We start from the raw sequence: 17,952 nt of genomic DNA on the forward strand, positions 1-17,952 counted from the left end.
TCTTTGGTGAGGGCCGCCCATTCGTCTCGGGTGAATACCCGTGCCGGCCCGGGACGGATTTTCCGCAGCCATTCACCGTCCTTTGTCACCGGCCTTTGTCACCGGCCGGGCCGGCGACGCCAGGCCGTCGCCGCCGTTTGCGCCGGACGGTGAGAACGCGTGCCGTCCGGCGGCGAATCCGGGTCGCGCACGTCGCCGGGCTCTCACCGGCGGTCACCGCCGCACGAACCGCGGCGGACGCCGGGCGCGGGAAACCGGTCCGGCCGGTGAAACTTTCACGGGGCGACCGGCGGGACCGGGTGGCACAGGGCGAGTTGGGACAGGGTGCGGGCGCGGCATCGAGGTGGGACCGGCCCCATGACGGTTGACGGGAGCCTGGCGGGCGCCGAACCATGGCGAGCGCGTCCGGCCGCACCTTTCGATCGCGAGGTCCCCACCTCGCGAACAGATCACGTCCTCGAAGGGCTCTTCAATGAAAGTCCTGCGTATTCGCAGGTGGCCGGCGGCGCTCGCGGCGCTCGCGGTCACCTCGGCGCTGGCGGTCGCGCTCGGTTCCTCCCCGGCCGGTGCCGCGGGCGGAACCGGCACCGGCTACCTGCGCACCTCCGGAAACAAGATCGTCGACAGCACGGGCGCGACCGTCCGGTTGACCGGCATCAACTGGTTCGGCATGGAGACCGACAACAAGACCTTCCACGGGTTGTGGTCGAGCAACCCGTGGAGGGGCCAGATCGACAAGATGGCCTCGCTCGGTTACAACACCCTCCGCGTGCCGTTCTCCAACGACGCGCTCAAGTCCGGCGCGGTCGCCAGCGGCGTGAACGACTTCGTCAACCCCGACCTGGTCGGCAACAGCCCCCTGCAGATCCTCGACAAGGTCATCGCGTACGCCGGAAGCAAGGGCATGCGGATCATCCTCGACCGGCACCGGCCGACCGCCGCCGGGCAGTCGCCGCTGTGGTACGTCGCCGCGACGCCGGAGAGCACCTGGATCAACGACTGGAAGGCGCTCGCCCAGCGGTACGCGGGCAACACCACCGTCATCGGCGCCGACCTGCACAACGAGCCGCACGCCGAGGGCACCAACCCGGCCGCGACCGGGGCGTGCTGGGGCTGCGGGGACACCGCGCGCGACTGGCGGCTCGCCGCCGAGCGGGCGGGCAACGCCGTGCTGTCGGTCAACCCCAACTGGTTGATCTTCGTCGAGGGCGTGAGCTGCCCGAGCGGGGGCCTGTCCAACGTCTGGGACAACGACCCGAGCAACGACGAGGACTGCGGCTGGTGGGGCGGCAACCTGTCGAAGGCCGGTGAGTTCCCGGTGCGGCTGAACGTGGCCAACCGGCTGGTCTACTCGCCGCACGACTACGCCACCTCGGTCTACCGCCAGACGTGGTTCGACGCGCCCGACTACCCGGCGAACATGCCCGCGATCTGGGACAAGTACTGGGGATACCTCTACAGGCAGAACATCGCGCCGATCATGCTCGGCGAGTTCGGGACCACCATGCAGGCCGCCGTGGACAAGGTCTGGCTCCAGGAGCTGATGAAGTATCTGGGCACCGGGGTGAACGGGATGTCGTTCACCTACTGGTCGTGGAACCCCAACTCGGGTGACACCGGGGGCATCGCCAAGGACGACTGGACCTCGATCAACCAGGACAAGCAGGACATCCTCCAGCCGTACCTGATCCCGCCGGTCGGCGGGGGCGGCACCGGTACGCCGACCCCGACCCCGACGCCCACACCGGGTACCGCGGCCTGCGAGACGTCCTACGCCCTCACGAACTCCTGGCAGGGAGGCTTCCAGGCCGCGCTGACCGTGAAGAACACCGGAACCTCGACCTGGAACAACTGGTCGGTGCGCTGGACCCTGCCGTCCGGGGTGACGCTCGGCAGCGGCTGGAACGCCACCGTCACGCAGAGCGGGACCACCTTCACCGCGAAGGCCCCGAGCCACGCGGCGAACCTCGCGGCGGGCCAGTCCGTCGTCGTCGGGTTCACCGCCAACGGACCCTCCACCCCCGGGGCGTCCGGCATCACCTGCCTCTGATCCCCGCTCCCCGTTTCACCGAACCGTCGAGGGCGTGCCGCCGAGCGGCACGCCCTCGCGTGCTTGGGACGGGGCCTCGCGCGGTGAGGGACGAGGGCGCGGCCCCGCGGTCTCCGCCGCCGGGTCCTCTCCGGATCCGATGTCCCGAACATCCTCACAATCAGCAACATTGCCATATCCCACATAAATGCCCCTATAACTGCGCAATAAAATATCCCGCATGTCGCATAACAAGTGCGACGCCGCCGATCAGTAGGGTCAGAGAAAATGGCGCATCATCGGCAATGCGCCTGGACGGAGAAATACCAAAAGAAAAGGGCAGTACTGTGATAAGAGTTGGTCACTCATCTGTTGTTCCGCGAGATATCGTCCGTTCCTGGCTGGCGGGAGCCCTGACCGTCGCGGTCGCGCTGGGCTGCGTCGTCGCGACGCCGCACGCGGCGAGCGCGGCGACGCCACCGCCGCTCGGCACGGCCGCGGACTTCGCGGTCCTGGCGGGCACGACGGTCACCAACACCGGCCCCAGTGTGATCACCGGGGATCTCGGGGTGAGCCCGGGGACGGCGGTCACCGGTTTCCCGCCCGGCGTCGTGGTCGGCACCATCCACTCCGCCGACGCCGCCGCCGCGCAGGCCCAGGTCGACCTGACCGCCGCCTACAACGACGCGGCGGGGCAACCCGTCGACGCCACCCTCCCGACGGAACTGGGCGGGACCACCGTGACACCGGGGGCCTACGACTCCGCCTCGGGCACCTTCGAGATCACCGGGGAGCTGACGCTCGACGGGCAGGGCGACCCGAACGCCGTCTTCATCTTCAAGACGGCCTCCACCCTGGTCACCGCGTCCGCCAGCACGGTGAACCTCATCAACGGCGCCCAGGCGTGCAACGTCTTCTGGCAGGTCGGCAGCTCGGCCACGCTGGGCACCGGCTCCAGCTTCGCCGGGAACATCCTCGCGCTCACCTCGATCACCGCGACCACCGGCGTGAACGTCGACGGCCGCCTGCTGGCCCGTAACGGCGCCGTCACCCTGGACACCAACCTCGTCACGTTCGCCAACTGCGCGGTCGTGCCGCCGAGGGAGACCAGCACCTCGCTGACCGCGGTGTGCTCGCGGAGAGTGGCGGGCCGGCTCATCCTCACCGCGACCGTCACGGCCTTCGGACCGGTCCCGCCCACGGGACCGGTCGAGTTCTTCTCCGACGGGGTGAGCCTGGGCACGGCCGTACTCGACGCGAATGGCCGCGCCACCCTGGCCGTGACCGGCCTCGCCCCGGGAACCCGCCAGCTCGTGGCTACCTTCCCCGGCAACGCCGCCCTGGATCCCAGCGCCTCGCTACCGCTCGCCGTGGTCGTCGGCCCGAACGGCCTCTGCCCGGCGCAGGGAGTGAATCGGAAGAACAATGACCGTCAAAGTATTAAAAACAACCAGAAAAGCGGCAATACGATCAGGATGAAGGACCGCAAGCACAAGCATCGCCACTCGTGGGCAAGGTGCTGCTGCCGCCCGCGCTAGCCCCGCGCCGGGAATTCACCCGGTGAATCCGTGCGCCGCTTCGCCTTTCGCCCCCGACTCGTCCGCGTCCGGCCTTCCCGCACCCCGGGACCATCGAGGGCGTGCCGCCCGGCGGCACGCCCTCTTGTGATGCGTGCGGGCACTCGACGCCTGAAAACGCCATTCGATCATGACATATTCCCATAAACAATAGTATCGCCTAATCCTCATTGTGTCCGTGAACAGGTAATGCGATAAAACAACCCGCATGTCGTACGACGACCATGGCACCGCCGATCAGTAGTCTCGGAAAAACAGCGCATCATCGACAATGCGCCTGGACGGCGAAATACCAAAAGAAAAGGATGAGACTGTGGCAGTCATTGGTCACTTCCATATCGTTTCGCGAGATACCGTCCGTTCCTGGCTGGCGGGGGCCGTGACGGTCGCGGTCGCACTGGGCTGCGTCGCCGCGACACCGCACGCGGCGAGCGCGGCCGGCACTGCGAGTACTGCGACTACTGCAAACACCGTGAGCACCGTGAGTACCGTGAGCACCGCGAGCACGACGAACGAGCCGAACCCGGCGGCGCCGCTGTCGCTCGGCGCGGCCACGGACTTCGCGGTCCTGGCGGGGGCGACGGTCGCCGCCACCGGGGCCACCGTGGTCACCGGCGAGGTCGGGGTGAGCCCGGGTTCGACGACCGCCGGATTCCCGCCGGGTGTCGTGGCCGGCGCCGTCTACCTGGACGACTCCGTCGCCGAACAGGCCCAGGACGACCTGGCCGCCGCCTACGGCAGCGCCGCGACGCGGCCCGGCACCGCCTCCCTCCCGCCGCAGCTCGGCGGGACCACGGTGGCTCCGGGCGTCTACAACTCCACCTCGGGCGCCTTCCAGATCAGCGGGGAGCTCACCCTCGACGGGCGGGGGAATCCGAACGCCCTCTTCGTCTTCAGGGCTCCCGGGCTGGTCACCGCGCCCGCCAGCACGGTGCGGCTCGTCAACGGCGCCCAGGCGTGCAACGTGATCTGGCAGGTCGGCGGTTCGGTCTCGCTGGGGACCGGCTCCCGCTTCACCGGGAACGTCCTCGCGCTCACCTCGATCAGCACGGCCAGTGGCACGACCGTGAACGGCCGCCTTCTGGCCCGCTTGGGCACCGTGAATCTGGACACCACCACCGTCACCCGATCCGCCTGCACGGCCATGCCGCAGAGGAGGACCACCACCAAGCTGGCCGCGTTCTGCGATCCGGGATCGCCGGGCAACCTCGCCCTCGTCGCGACCGTCACGTCCTCGGGGCCGATCCCCCCTGTCGGGCCGGTCGAGTTCTTCGCCAACGGGGTGCGCCAGGACCAGTTCCCGTCGGACACCGCCGGTCACGCGAAACTGATCGTCTCCAAGATCCCGCCGCGGACCCACGAGTTCGTGGCGGCCTTCGCGGGCACGAGCCGGCTGGAGCCGAGTTCCTCACCGGTGCTGACCGTGGCCGTCGGTCCAGAGGGCATCTGCCCGGCACCGCCGGCGAGCCCGGCCACCGCCGGCACCAGCCCCGGCGCCAATTCCGGCGGCAGTCCCAGCGGCAACAAGAAGAAGCGGACCGTCATAACGTTCCCGCCCAACGACAGAGGGTTCACGCCGAGGAAGCGTGACCGCGACCGTCGCCACCACTCACGGCCCGGGAACCGCCGCCACTCCCGCTGACCGGGCGGGCCGGAAAACGGCTCCCCGGGGACCAGCGGATCCGCCCCACCGGCCGGCGGCCGGTGGGGCGGAGCGCGGCGAGGGGGCGTCGAAGGCGTACGCACAAGCAAGCACTCGGCTGGAAAGATCGAAAGCCCTGAAACTTTCACGGTTCGCGAAAAAGGCCGTCCGGATCGCAGCAGCCTGGCGGCGTGGGCCGCGAAACATCGGCGTAACCGGGGACGCGTGCCATTGACATCCCGTTCACCGCCTCCAGAATTCCTTATGGGAGCGCTCCCACCCCCTCTCTCCCTTGCTTGATCCGATGCGGCGCCACCACCAGCGAATTCGCATCGATCCCCACTCACGGAGGCCCATTTCATGCATTTGTTCCCCAGTAAAGCGGGAGCGCTCCCACGCTTCCGGAGACGGATCGCCGCGCTGGCGCTGCTCAGCCTGGCGGCCGGGACGACCACCGCCCTGGCAGCCTCTCCAGCCCTCGCCGCCGTCTCCTGCGACGTGACGTACACCACCAACGACTGGCAGGGCGGTTTCACCGCCAGCGTGTCCGTCAAGAACCTGGGCGACCCGCTGACCGGCTGGACCCTCGGGTTCGCCTTCCCGACGACCACCCAGCGGCTCAGCCAGGGCTGGAGCGCCACCTGGGCGCAGAGCGGCCAGAACGTCACCGCCCGGAACCTCGACTGGAACGGCAACCTGGCCACCGGGGCCTCGACCAGCATCGGCTTCAACGGCACCTGGTCCGGCTCCAACCCCAAGCCGACCGCCTTCACGATCAACGGCACCACCTGCGGGGGCGTCCCCGTCAACCAGCCGCCCACGGTGAGCATCACCGGCCCGGCGGCCGGGGCGACCTTCGCCGCGCCCGCGACGGTGCCGATCACCGCCAACGCGGCCGACAGCGACGGCACCGTCTCCAAGGTCGACTTCTTCAACGGCAGCACGCTGCTGGGCACCGACACCAGCGCGCCGTACGCCTACAACTGGACGAACGTCGCCGCCGGGAGCTACTCCCTCACCACGAGGGCGACCGACGACAAGGGCGCGGCCACCACCTCCTCCCCGGTGGGGATCACCGTCACCGCCGACTCGACTCCGGCCGTGGTCGTCAGCCCGGCCACGGTCGCCGTCCCCGAGGGCGGCTCGGCCGACCTCTCGGTCAAGCTCTCCAAGGCGCCGTCCGCGAGCGTCACCGTGGCGACCGCCAGGACGAGCGGCGACACCGACCTGACCGTCTCCTCGGGCGCGTCGCTCACCTTCACCACCGCCAACTGGAACACGGCCCAGACGGTACGGGTCGCGGCGGCCGAGGACAGCGACCAGGCCTCCGGCACCGCCGAGTTCACCTCCACCGCCTCCGGCCACACCGCGGCCAAGGCGACCGCCACCGAGGTCGACAACGACTCGGGCGGCGGGAACAACGAGTACATCCAGCGCTTCACCACGATGTACAACAAGCTCAAGGACCCGGCGAACGGCTACTTCTCGCCGCAGGGCGTGCCCTACCACTCGGTCGAGACCTTCCTGGTCGAGGCGCCGGACCACGGGCACGAGACCACCTCCGAGGCCTACAGCTACTACCTGTGGCTGGAGGCGGCGTACGGCAAGGTGACCGGCGACTGGAGCAAGTTCAACGAGGCCTGGGCCTCGATGGAGAAGTACATCATCCCGGCCACCGCCGACCAGCCGACCAACGCCAACTACAACCCGTCCAAGCCCGCCACGTACGCCGGCGAGTGGGACGACATCAAGCAGTACCCGTCCAAGCTGGACGGCGGCGTGAGCGTCGGCGTCGACCCGATCGCGAACGAGCTGAAGAGCGCCTACGGCACCAGCGACGTCTACGGCATGCACTGGCTGCTGGACGTGGACAACACCTACGGCTTCGGCCGCTGCGGTGACGGGACCACCAAGCCCGCGTACATCAACACCTACCAGCGCGGCCCGGAGGAGTCGGTCTTCGAGACCATCCCGCAGCCGTCCTGCGACACCTTCAAGCACGGCGGCCCGAACGGGTTCCTGGACCTGTTCACCGGTGACAGCTCCTACGCCAAGCAGTGGAAGTACACCAACGCCCCCGACGCCGACGCCCGCGCCGTCCAGGTGGCCTACTGGGCGCACACCTGGGCCACCGAGCAGGGCAAGGCCTCGCAGGTCTCGGCGACGATCGCCAAGGCCGCGAAGATGGGCGACTACCTGCGCTACGCGATGTACGACAAGTACTTCAAGAAGCAGGGTTGCACCAGCACCTCGTGTGCGGCCGGAACCGGCAAGGACAGCTCGGCCTACCTGCTGAGCTGGTACTACGCCTGGGGCGGCGCCTACGACACCTCCGCCGGATGGGCCTGGCGGATCGGCTCCAGCCACAACCACTCCGGCTACCAGAACCCGATGGCCGCGTGGGTGCTGTCCAGCGTGGACGCGCTCAAGCCCAAGGGCGCGACCGCCGTCCAGGACTGGACCACCAGCACCAAGCGGCAGATGGAGTTCTACCGCTGGCTGCAGTCCACCGAGGGCGCGATCGCCGGTGGTGCCACCAACAGCTGGCAGGGCCACTACGCGGCCCCGCCGTCGACGCTGCCGACCTTCTACGGGATGGCCTACGACTGGCAGCCGGTCTACCACGACCCGCCGTCCAACCAGTGGTTCGGCTTCCAGGCGTGGTCGCTGGAGCGGGTCGCGGAGCTGTACTACGCGACCGGCAACGCCGACGCCAAGATCGTGCTGGACAAGTGGGTCAAGTGGGCCACCGACAACACCACGATCAACGCCGACGGGACCTACCGGATCCCCTCGACGCTGGTGTGGACCGGCCAGCCCGACACCTGGAACGCGAGCAACCCCGGAAGCAACTCCAACCTGCACGTGAGCATCCGGGACTACACGACCGACGTGGGCGTGGCGGGCTCGTACGCCAAGGTGCTGATGTACTACGCGGCCAAGTCCGGCAACGCCACGGCCAAGGCCGTCGCCAAGGGCCTGCTCGACGGCATGTGGAAGAACAACCAGGACGCCAAGGGCGTGTCGGTCGTCGAGACCAAGGCCGACTACAGCCGCCTCAACGACCCGGTCTACGTGCCCCCGGGCTGGACCGGCAAGATGCCCAACGGCGACACGATCAACTCCAGCTCGACCTTCATGTCCATCCGGTCCTTCTACAAGAACGACCCGGACTGGCCGAAGGTGGACGCCTACCTGAAGGGCACCGGCCCCGCGCCGTCCTTCAACTACCACCGGTTCTGGGCGCAGGTGGACGTCGCCGTCGCCCTCGCCGAGTACGGCCGCCTCTTCCCCTGACCCCCTTCTGATCCCCCGACCTCGGGTCCGGCCCTCCCTCGGGCCGGGCCCGAGCCCGACCCGGACCTGAGCCCTGCTTGGCCCCGGGCTCGACCCCCCTGAGACCTCGGGGCGTGGCGGTACCCCTGACCTGCCGCCACGCCCCGAGCACCACCTCCGAGAGGCGCACCCCCCAATGAAGAGAACCCTGGCGGCGCTCGCGCTGCTGGCGCTGGCGGCCGTACCGGTGACGGTGCCCGCCACCGGCGCCCAGGCCGCAGCGCCCGCCTTCGCGTACGGCGAGGCGCTGCAGAAGTCCATCTGGTTCTACGAGGCCCAGCAGTCGGGGACGCTGCCGAGCTGGAACCGTGTCAGCTGGCGCGGTCCCTCCGGGCTCACCGACGGCCAGGACGTCGGACTCGACCTGACCGGCGGCTGGTACGACGCGGGCGACCACGTCAAGTTCGGCCTGCCGATGGCGGCGAGCGCGACGATGCTGGCCTGGGGCGCGGTGGAGTACCGCGACGCGTACGCCTCCTCCGGGCAGCTCACCCACCTGCTGAACAACCTCAAGTTCGTCAACGACTACTTCATCAAGGCCCACCCGTCGGCGAACGTGCTGTACGGGCAGGTCGGCAACGGCGGCAAGGACCACGCCTGGTGGGGCCCGGCCGAGGCGATGCAGATGGAGCGGCCCGCGTACAAGATCGACGCCTCGTGCGGCGGGTCGGACCTGGCCGGGGAGACGGCCGCGGCGATGGCGGCCTCGTCGATCGTCTTCCGCCCGACGAATCCGACTTATGCCGACACCCTGGTGACGCACGCCAAGCAGCTATACACCTTCGCCGACACGGTGCGGAAGAAGTACAGCGACTGCATCACCGACGCGTCGGGCTACTACCAGTCGTGGAGCGGCTTCAACGACGAGCTGGTCTGGGGCGCCATCTGGCTGCACCGGGCCACCCAGGACGCCTCCTACCTGGCCAAGGCCGAGTCGTACTACGACAACCTCGGCACCGAGCCGCAGTCCACCGTCAAGTCCTACAAGTGGACGATCGCCTGGGACGACAAGTCCTACGGCGCCTACGTGCTGCTGAACAAGCTGACCGGCAAGCAGAAGTACCTCGACGACGCCAACCGCTGGCTCGACTTCTGGACGGTCGGGGTCAACGGGCAGCGGATCAGGTACTCGCCCGGCGGGCAGGCCGTGCTCGACCGGTGGGGGTCGCTGCGCTACGCGGCCAACACCTCGTTCGCGGCGCTGGTCCACTCGGACACGATCACCGACACGACACGTAAGGCGAGATATCACGACTTCGCGGTCAGGCAGATCAACTACGCGCTCGGCGACAACCCGCGCAACTCCTCGTACATGATCGGGTTCGGCGCGAACCCGCCGAAGAACCCGCACCACCGCACCGCGCACGGCTCGTGGACCGACCAGATGACCAACCCGGTCGAGACCCGCCACACCCTGTACGGCGCCCTCGTCGGCGGCCCGCCCGACCCCGACGACGCCTACACCGACAAGCGCGACGACTACGTGATGAACGAGGTCGCCACCGACTACAACGCGGGCTTCACCAGCGCCCTCGCCCGCCTCTACCGCGAGTACGGCGGCGCACCCGCCGCGAACTTCCCCGTGGCGGAGACCCCCGACGGCCCCGAGATCTTCGTGGAGGCCGGGGTGAACGCCTCCGGCTCGGCGTTCACCGAGATCAAGGCCATCGTGCGGAACCAGTCGGCCTGGCCGGCCCGCCCGCTCGCCAACGGCTCGTTCCGCTACTACTTCACCCTCGACGGCACCACGACCGCGAGCCAGGTCTCCGTGTCGTCCGCCTACAACCAGTGCAAGGCGCCGACCGGGCCGACCCTGCTGTCCGGGAAGACCTACTACGTCACCGTCGACTGCTCGAACACCTCGATCGCCCCGGCGGGGCAGTCGCAGCACCGGCGCGAGGTGCAGTTCCGCATCGCCAGCACCGGGACGTGGGACCCGTCCAACGACTGGTCGTACACCGGCATCGCCACCACGCCGGGCGCGACCCCGGTGCGGGCGCAGAACATGACGGTCTACGCGGGCACGACGAAGGTCTGGGGCACCCCGCCCGGCGACGAGCCGGCGGACACCGTTGCCCCGTCGCAGCCGGGCAAGCCCGCCGTCTCGGCGATCACCGCCACCGGCGCCACCCTCACCTGGAGCGCCTCGACCGACAACGTGGGCGTCAACGGCTACGACGTCTACCGGGGAACCACGAAGGTCGCCACCGCCACCGGCACCTCCCACACCCTCACCGGGCTCACCCCCGCGACGGCCTACACCGTGTCCGTGGTGGCCAGGGACGCGGCCGGAAACTCCTCCACCGCCTCCGAGAGCACCGCGTTCACCACGACGGCGGCCCCGGAGGAGGACACCGTTGCCCCGTCGCAGCCGGGCAAGCCCGCCGTCTCGGCGATCACCGCCACCGGCGCCACCCTCACCTGGAGCGCCTCGACCGACAACGTGGGCGTCAACGGCTACGACGTCTACCGGGGAACCACGAAGGTCGCCACCGCCACCGGCACCTCCCACACCCTCACCGGGCTCACCCCCGCGACGGCCTACACCGTGTCCGTGGTGGCCAGGGACGCGGCCGGAAACTCCTCCACCGCCTCCGAGAGCACCGCGTTCACCACGACGGCGGCCCCGACGGGTGGCTGCACGGCCACGTACACGGTCGTCAGGGACTGGCAGGGCGCCTTCCAGGGCGAGGTCACCGTCAAGAACGCGGGCACCTCGACGATCACCGGCTGGACGGTGACCTGGAGGTTCCCCAACGGCCAGACGATCAGCCAGCTCTGGAGCGGCGCGCACACCCAGACGGGAGCGGACGTGTCGGTCAGGAACCTGAACTGGAACGGCACACTCGCCCCGAACGCCTCGACGTCCTTCGGCTTCACCGCGAGCCAGAACGGCACCAACGGCGTCCCCGCCCCGGTGACCTGCACCACCGGCTGACCCCCCACGCCGGTGGCCCGCGTCACCGGCCCACCCCTGACGCCGCCGGCCCGCGCCCCGGGCCGGCGGCCCGCCCCGCGAACCGAGACCCGCTTCCCGTACCCCCGTGTTTCCTGTCCTCCCCTTGTCCAGGCGTCCGCTCTCCCTCCCCCGGACGCCTCGCCGCCCCGGCCGGGCGCGACGACCCCTCCGCCCGGCCGGGCACCCCCCCACCCGAGGTAGGTCATGCGCATCAGACTGGCGCTGCTCGCGGCGCTCCTTCTCCCGTTCCTCCTCTCCGTGACACCCGCCCACGCCGCCGTCGGTCTCCACGTGAGCGGCACGCGGATCCTCGAGGCGAACGGCAACCCGTTCGTCATGCGTGGCACCAGCCACGCGCACACCTGGTACGCGACCCAGACCGGCTCGTTCGCGGACATCAAGTCGCTGGGCGCGAACACCGTCAGGGTCGTGCTCAGCGGCGGCCGGTGGACCGCCAACGGCGCGTCCGACGTGGCGAACGTCGTCTCGCTCTGCAAGCAGAACAAACTCATCTGTGTCCTGGAAAATCATGACACCACCGGGTACGGCGAGCAGAGCGGCGCGTACACCCTCGACCAGGCCGTGGACTACTGGATCGGCGTCAAGAGCGCGATCGTCGGCCAGGAGGACTACGTCGTCCTCAACATCGGCAACGAGCCCTTCGGCAACAACGCGACCACCCCCGGCTGGACCCAGGCCACCACGGCCGCGATCACCCGGCTGCGGAGCAACGGGTTCCAGCACCTGATCATGGTGGACGCGCCCAACTGGGGCCAGGACTGGAACTTCACCATGCGCGACAACGCGGCCACGGTCGCCGCCGCCGACCCGCAGCGCAACACCGTCTTCTCCGTCCACATGTACGGGGTGTTCGACACGGCGGCCGAGGTCACCTCCTACCTGCAGGCGTTCCAGACGGCGGGACTGCCGCTGGTGATCGGCGAGTTCGGGTTCAACCACTCCGACGGCAACCCCGACGAGGACACGATCATGGCCCAGGCGCAGGCCAGGGGGGTCGGCTACCTCGGCTGGTCGTGGAGCGGAAACGGCGGCGGCGTCGAGTATCTCGACCAGGTGACCAACTTCGACGTCACCGCCCTCACCACCTGGGGGCAGCGCCTGTTCAACGGTGCGAACGGCATCGCGCAGACCTCCGTCGAGGCCACGATCTACGGCGGCACCGGCACCCCGGACACCGAGGCGCCGACCCGGCCCGGCACGCCCGCCGCCTCGGACGTCACCTCGACCGGAGCCCGGCTGTCCTGGACCGCCTCCACGGACAACCGCGCGGTCACCGGCTACGACGTGTTCCGGGGAACCACCAGGCTCGGTTCGTCCGCGACCAACTCGATCACCCTGACCGGCCTCACCGCGCAGACCGCCTACACCGTCACCGTCGTCGCCCGCGACGCCGCGGGGAACACCTCGGCCGCCTCGGCGGCCACGACCTTCACGACCACCTCGACCCCGCCGAGCGGCTGCACCTCGACGTACCGCACGGCCGGCCACTGGCAGGGCGGCTTCCAGGGCGAGATCACCGTCAGCTGCACCGCGGCCGTCACCAACTGGAGAACGGTCCTCACCTACCCCTCCGGCGTGAACATCAGCCAGGCGTGGAGCTCCACCCTCTCCGCGACCCCGCCGGTCTTCACCTTCACCAACGCCGCCTGGAACGGATCCCTCCCCGCCGGGGGATCCACCACCTTCGGCTTCATCGGCAGTTGGCCGGGCACCGGCGTCCCGCCCACCCCCACCGTCTCCTAGCCGCGCGCCGGCGCCGTACGCCGACGCCCTCCCCCGCCCCCCGGCGGCTTCGGCGTACGCCGGTGGCGAGACCGCCGGTGACAGTGGTCTCGCCACGGCCCCGTGGCCGGTTCACACCGGCCACGGGGCTTCCCCGTGCCCCGCCCGGATCAGATCGCGGGCGTGGTCAGGCGATCGGCGGACACGTCAGTCGTCGTCGAACCCGAAGCCGCCGTTGCGGCTCCTGTTCTCCAGGCGGTTGTAATTGTTGTTGTGGTTGTTGATCCGGATCTTGACGCGGTGATGGCCGCCACCGTGCCGTCCCCATCGGCCACAGCCCCCGCCGCCGCCGCAGCAGCCGCGACGGCAGCCTCCGCCGCCCCAGGTCGGGAAGGCCGCCGCGGTGACCGCGGTGGTCGTCGCGGCGGCGCTCGTGGCGGTGGTCGCCGCACCCATACCGACGACCCCGCCGGTCAGCGCCACGCTGAACGCGAGTCCTGTGATGACACTCTTGAACTTGGGCATTGCTTTTCCCCTCGAAAGGTTCAATTACCCCGATTACCGACATTTCTGGATCAGTCGGAAACCATTAGTGATGGATAGATATGACCCATCCCCGCTTGTCATACTTTCCTGCGCTCTCAGCCCATAAACGATAATTCAATCCTTTTACACTACTATCGTCGCCTTATGGGCATTATTAAACTCTTACGAGTCGCTTTGTAGCGGAATGTCCCTTATGTGACATTCCGGGCGGCTCGGCGCCCTCAGGAGGAACGCGGCTCGATGCCGTACTTCCGCAGCGTGGAGACCATCCAGCGCGAGAGGCGTACGTGGCCGGCGAGGGTGGGGTGGACGCCGTCGGGCAGGACCGCTCCGCGACCCCAGCCCCGGCCGTGCGTGCCGAGGGGCTCGAACGGGTCGAGGAAGGGCACCTCCTGCCGGTCGGCGGCGAGCTGGACGGCCTCCCTCACGCCATAGGCCCAGTGCGGAGCCCTCGTCATCCAGATCGGGCCGACCAGCACGATCCTGGTGTGCGGCCATCGCCGCCTGACCAGCTCCACAAGGCGGACCGCCGCGTCCTCGATCCTCGCGGCCTCGATCCGGCGGTCGTTGCGCCCGCCGGAGATGATCAGCATGTCGGGCTCGGGGCGCCAGGAGAGCTCCTTGACGAAGGAGTCCTGGAAGGTCCGGCCCACCCGGCCCGGGTTGACGAAGCCCGTTCCCCCGGCGCCCGCGGTGATCAGCTGCCAGCCCAGCTCCCGCGCGACCCCGGCGGCGTAGCCGTCCCACGCGCGTACGGGCCCCGACCCGACCGTGAAGCTGTCACCGACGATCATGACAAGTGGGGCCGGGAGCCGTGAGGTGACCGGGAGTCCCGTGCCGGCGGCCTGCGGCGTGGCCGCGCCGGCTCCAAGGCTGCATCCCGAAACAAGGCAGGAAATCGCTACAAGAAACGCGACCGCCGATGTCCACGGTCGTCTGTGTACAGGCGCGCGCATGCCACCTCGGGAAACGTCGGACTCCTGACATGATTGCAGATGTCCGCCGGTGGGCGCGGCCACTCGGTCTCATCGACATCACCTGACTCACGATTCCGCTCCGGCCCTGTCGGGCCGGGGCGGCGCCGCCGAATCGAAGGCCCGGCCTCACGGGACGGACGCGGCGACGCGGGCCTCGGCGGGCGTGGGTCAGCTGACGTCCGAGGGGCCGACGGACCAGGTGTTGCAGTAGGCGATCCTGGCGTACTTCCAGCCCTGGTGGAGCCAGGCGGCGTAGTGCTCGCCGCTGCCGTGGTCGCGCCGGGGGTTGCCGTTCTGGTCGTCGCCGCGCCCGAACTCCGTCCGCAGGACCTCCTGCCAGCGGGCGTTGGTGACGCCCAGCGGCTCCCGTACGGTCCGGACGAAGGCCCCGGCGAGGCACTGCGCCTGCAGCTCGTGACGGCGGGAGTGGGAGTCCTGGGCGGCCCGGGACTTGCTGGAGACCTCCCACCACCAGGCCCCGCCGATACCGGCCATGCTCTGCACGTGGTGCGCGTACTCGTGGGCGAGCACGGTCAGGTAGGGCACGTGGTTCCTGGCGGGGTCGACGTCACCGCTCTGCTCGATCACATGGCTCAGGCCGATGTACATGCCCCGGTTGGACGGGCAGTAGTAGGCGGAGGCGAAGTTGTGGGGGTAGGTCCCGCAGGGACCTCGTCCGGGACGGGACCAGTAGACCTTGCGCGCCGGGAGGAAGACCGCGCCGGCCTGGGAGAACTTCGCCGACCACGCCCGATCCAGGCAGCCGGTGACGGCGTTGAGGTAGGACAGCATGTCGCGGGGCTGGGTCGAGGGCCGCGGGGCGCGGCAGGTGGTCGGGCGCATCAGGCCCGTGCCGTACAGCGGGTTGCGCTTGAGCCTGGCCGTGGTGTCCGAGCGCCGCATGTAGCGGAGGTCGACGGCCATGTTGCGCGCCGCGGCGACCGGGGCGATCTCGATGTCGCCCAGCGAGCCGAGGTTCAGCTTCTCCGGCGGGGTGAAGTCCGGCGTGGTGATCTCGGTGTCACCCGTCTGCCGGGGGGACGCGCCTCCCGTCGCCACCGGCGCGGTCCCGGGGCCCGCGGGCACCTCCGCCTTCTCCCCGTCGGCCAGGCCGGCGATCACCACGACCATGGCGAACGCCAGGGCGAGGACACCGAGCACGCCGAAGGCCAGCGGGTTCGACCCCCGTGGGCGCATGCGACCGCCTCTCCAAAGAGTGGATCTCCGGGCGGCAATCTAGCGGATATAACCACATATGCGTTTATGAGCCGGAAAAAATGGATACGCGGTCGGCCATCGCGGGCCTGTGGATCTCGCTAAGCTCCCGACTCATGGCGGCATCTTTCTCGCACCGAGCGGTTCCCCCGCGCCCGGCGACCTCCCCGCGCCGGGCGGCCCTCCCGCTCAGGACAGCCGGGAGCCTGGCCGCGACGGCCATCCTCGCGCTGGTACTCGGCGCGTCCCCTGCCCTCGCGTCCACGGCGCCGGCGAGCGACCCGGCCGCGGAGTCCTCCCGGGCCGAGCGGAGCGCCCGGTCCACGCAAGCAGGGCAGTCCGCGCTGGCCGCGCAGTCCGCGCAGGCCGGCAAGGTGACGAGCACGACGGTCCAGCTGGAGCTCCGGCAGGACGGCGTGCTCCACGTCAAGGAGGAGGTCGTCTTCGAGGGTGACGCGCCCTCGCGCGGCCTCGTCGACCGGATCCGCTACGACGACGGCAACGACCGCCTCTACCGGATCGCCAACCTCAAGGGCGACGCCACGCTGACCGGCGAGACCATCACCCTCAAGGGCGCGGGGAACGCCACCCTGGAGTACGACGTCCAGGGCGCCGTCACGCCGCTCGCCGACGCCCAGGAGCTGCGGTGGTACGCGGTGGGCGCCTGGTCCGTCCCGGTGGAGCAGGCCAAGGTCAGCGTGAGCGGGCCGGCCACGATGCAGAACCTGTCGTGCTTCGCCGGTCCCCTGAGCTCGGCGATCGCCTGCACCGAGGCCTCCATGGACCACACGGGCGTCACCGCCGAGTTCGGGCAGCAGGACCTCGGCACCGGCGAGGTGCTCACCGTGGTCGTCGGCTACCCCACCGGCGCCACCAAGGGCGCGCCGATCCTGGAGCGCCGCTTCGAGCTGTCCAACGCCTTCACCCTGAACGCCGTCACCGGCGGCGCGCTGGCCGGCCTGCTGCTCCTGATGCTCGGCGGCCTCGGCCTGCTCTACTGGACCCGGGGCCGCGACGCCCGCGTGGTCGGCCACGAGTCCGGCTCGCTCAGCGGTGTCGAGAACGGCCACTTCGCCCCGCCGGACGGCGTCCGCCCCGGCCAGATCGGCACCCTCATGGACGAGCAGGCCGACGTGATCGACGTGACCGCCACGATCGTCGACCTGGCCGTCCGCGGCTACCTCAGGATCGACGAGCAGCCCCGGCAGACGTACGAGACGCCCGACTGGAGGCTGGTGCGCATGCCCGCCGCCCAGGTCACCTCGCTGATGCCCTACGAGCGGGAGCTCTACGACGCCATCTTCGACGGCCGTGACACGGTGCTGCTCTCGGAGCTGCAGGGATCGTTCGGGGCCAAGCTGGGCAAGGTCCGCGAGGCGCTCTACCGCGACGTGGTCACGCAGGGCTGGTTCGCCCGCCGCCCCGACACCGTCCGCACCCGCTGGACGACCATCGGCGTGGTCCTCACCGGCCTCGGCGTCCTCGCCACCGTCGCGCTGGCCTGGTTCACCACGTACGGGCTGCTCGGCCTGGCTCTGATCATCGCCGGTGCCGCCCTCGCCGTGGGCGGCCAGTACATGCCCGCCAAGACCGCCAAGGGCGCCGGTGCCCTCGCCCACACCCTGGGCTTCAGGGAGTATCTGTCCGGCGCCGACATCGGCGCGGACGTCCCGGTGGCCCAGCGGGTGGAGCTGTTCTCCCGCTACCTGCCCTATGCCGTGATCTTCGACAGCGTCGACCGCTGGGCCCGCGTGGTCTCCTCGGTCACCGGCAACGGCCAGCAGGCCGACCACCTGTACTGGTATCACGGCCCGGCCGAGTGGGACCTGTCCAGGTTCGCCGACTCGATGCGGACCTTCACCATGACCACCTCGGGGGCGATCTCCACCACCCGCCAGTTCCGCTCGCTGTAGGCGACCGGCGGCTCA

10 protein-coding genes are annotated in these 17,952 nt (G+C 69.8%); 7 read left to right on the top strand and 3 right to left on the bottom strand.

Annotated features, from left to right (window positions below; all coding sequences use genetic code 11):
• Nucleotides 1–472 precede the first annotated feature (472 nt).
• The 6 genes from AC5L38_RS39055 to AC5L38_RS39080 all read left to right on the top strand — a co-directional run bounded on the left by AC5L38_RS39055 (nt 473) and on the right by AC5L38_RS39080 (nt 13,307).
• Nucleotides 473–2,050: a cellulase family glycosylhydrolase gene (locus AC5L38_RS39055; RefSeq protein WP_495247849.1), complete on the top strand. Its 1,578-nt coding sequence runs from the start codon at nt 473–475 to the stop codon at nt 2,048–2,050.
• A gap of 326 nt (nt 2,051–2,376) precedes the next feature.
• The gene (locus tag AC5L38_RS39060; RefSeq protein WP_495247850.1) at nt 2,377–3,567 is read left to right on the top strand and encodes an ice-binding family protein; all 1,191 of its coding nucleotides are present in this window, start codon (nt 2,377–2,379) and stop codon (nt 3,565–3,567) included.
• A 520-nt stretch (nt 3,568–4,087) separates the two neighbouring features.
• Entirely contained in the window at nt 4,088–5,248 is a 1,161-nt protein-coding gene (locus AC5L38_RS39065; RefSeq protein WP_495247851.1) for an ice-binding family protein, read from the top strand.
• Nucleotides 5,249–5,608: 360 nt separating this feature from the next.
• On the top strand, nt 5,609–8,545 hold the full coding sequence (locus AC5L38_RS39070; protein WP_495247852.1) for a glycoside hydrolase family 48 protein: 2,937 nt from the start codon (nt 5,609–5,611) through the stop codon (nt 8,543–8,545).
• 175 nt (nt 8,546–8,720) lie between these two features.
• Nucleotides 8,721–11,522: a glycoside hydrolase family 9 protein gene (locus AC5L38_RS39075; RefSeq protein ID WP_495247853.1), complete on the top strand. Its 2,802-nt coding sequence runs from the start codon at nt 8,721–8,723 to the stop codon at nt 11,520–11,522.
• Between the two features lie 225 nt (nt 11,523–11,747).
• Entirely contained in the window at nt 11,748–13,307 is a 1,560-nt protein-coding gene (locus AC5L38_RS39080; protein WP_495247854.1) for a cellulase family glycosylhydrolase, read from the top strand.
• A 186-nt stretch (nt 13,308–13,493) separates the two neighbouring features.
• On the opposite strand, the gene AC5L38_RS39085 is transcribed toward AC5L38_RS39080, so the two are convergent.
• The 3 genes from AC5L38_RS39085 to AC5L38_RS39095 form a co-directional block, all read right to left on the bottom strand.
• Nucleotides 13,494–13,811, bottom strand: a complete 318-nt coding sequence (locus AC5L38_RS39085) for a hypothetical protein (RefSeq protein WP_495247855.1) — start codon at nt 13,809–13,811, stop codon at nt 13,494–13,496.
• A gap of 242 nt (nt 13,812–14,053) precedes the next feature.
• Nucleotides 14,054–14,626 carry an SGNH/GDSL hydrolase family protein gene (locus tag AC5L38_RS39090; RefSeq protein ID WP_495247856.1) on the bottom strand — a complete coding sequence of 191 codons (573 nt, stop codon included), beginning with the start codon at nt 14,624–14,626 and terminating at the stop codon, nt 14,054–14,056.
• Nucleotides 14,627–14,977: 351 nt separating this feature from the next.
• Complete coding sequence (locus AC5L38_RS39095; RefSeq protein ID WP_495247857.1) at nt 14,978–16,006, bottom strand: neutral zinc metallopeptidase; 1,029 nt, start codon at nt 16,004–16,006, stop codon at nt 14,978–14,980.
• Nucleotides 16,007–16,140: 134 nt separating this feature from the next.
• Between AC5L38_RS39095 and AC5L38_RS39100 the strand changes: the two genes are divergently transcribed.
• The gene (locus tag AC5L38_RS39100) at nt 16,141–17,937 is read left to right on the top strand and encodes a DUF2207 domain-containing protein (RefSeq protein WP_495247858.1); all 1,797 of its coding nucleotides are present in this window, start codon (nt 16,141–16,143) and stop codon (nt 17,935–17,937) included.
• Nucleotides 17,938–17,952: the final 15 nt, after the last annotated feature.

The organism is Streptosporangium nanhuense, assembly GCF_059358815.1.

What these genes read in the sequence shown, in the direction of transcription:
- AC5L38_RS39055 (WP_495247849.1), top strand. Translation starts at nt 473, where the DNA reads ATGAAAGTCCTGCGTATTCGCAGGTGGCCGGCGGCGCTCGCGGCGCTC.
- AC5L38_RS39070 (WP_495247852.1), top strand. Translation starts at nt 5,609, where the DNA reads ATGCATTTGTTCCCCAGTAAAGCGGGAGCGCTCCCACGCTTCCGGAGA.
- AC5L38_RS39075 (WP_495247853.1), top strand. Translation starts at nt 8,721, where the DNA reads ATGAAGAGAACCCTGGCGGCGCTCGCGCTGCTGGCGCTGGCGGCCGTA.
- AC5L38_RS39080 (WP_495247854.1), top strand. Translation starts at nt 11,748, where the DNA reads ATGCGCATCAGACTGGCGCTGCTCGCGGCGCTCCTTCTCCCGTTCCTC.
- AC5L38_RS39085 (WP_495247855.1), bottom strand. Translation starts at nt 13,811, where the DNA reads ATGCCCAAGTTCAAGAGTGTCATCACAGGACTCGCGTTCAGCGTGGCG.
- AC5L38_RS39090 (WP_495247856.1), bottom strand. Translation starts at nt 14,626, where the DNA reads ATGATCGTCGGTGACAGCTTCACGGTCGGGTCGGGGCCCGTACGCGCG.
- AC5L38_RS39095 (WP_495247857.1), bottom strand. Translation starts at nt 16,006, where the DNA reads ATGCGCCCACGGGGGTCGAACCCGCTGGCCTTCGGCGTGCTCGGTGTC.
- AC5L38_RS39100 (WP_495247858.1), top strand. Translation starts at nt 16,141, where the DNA reads ATGGCGGCATCTTTCTCGCACCGAGCGGTTCCCCCGCGCCCGGCGACC.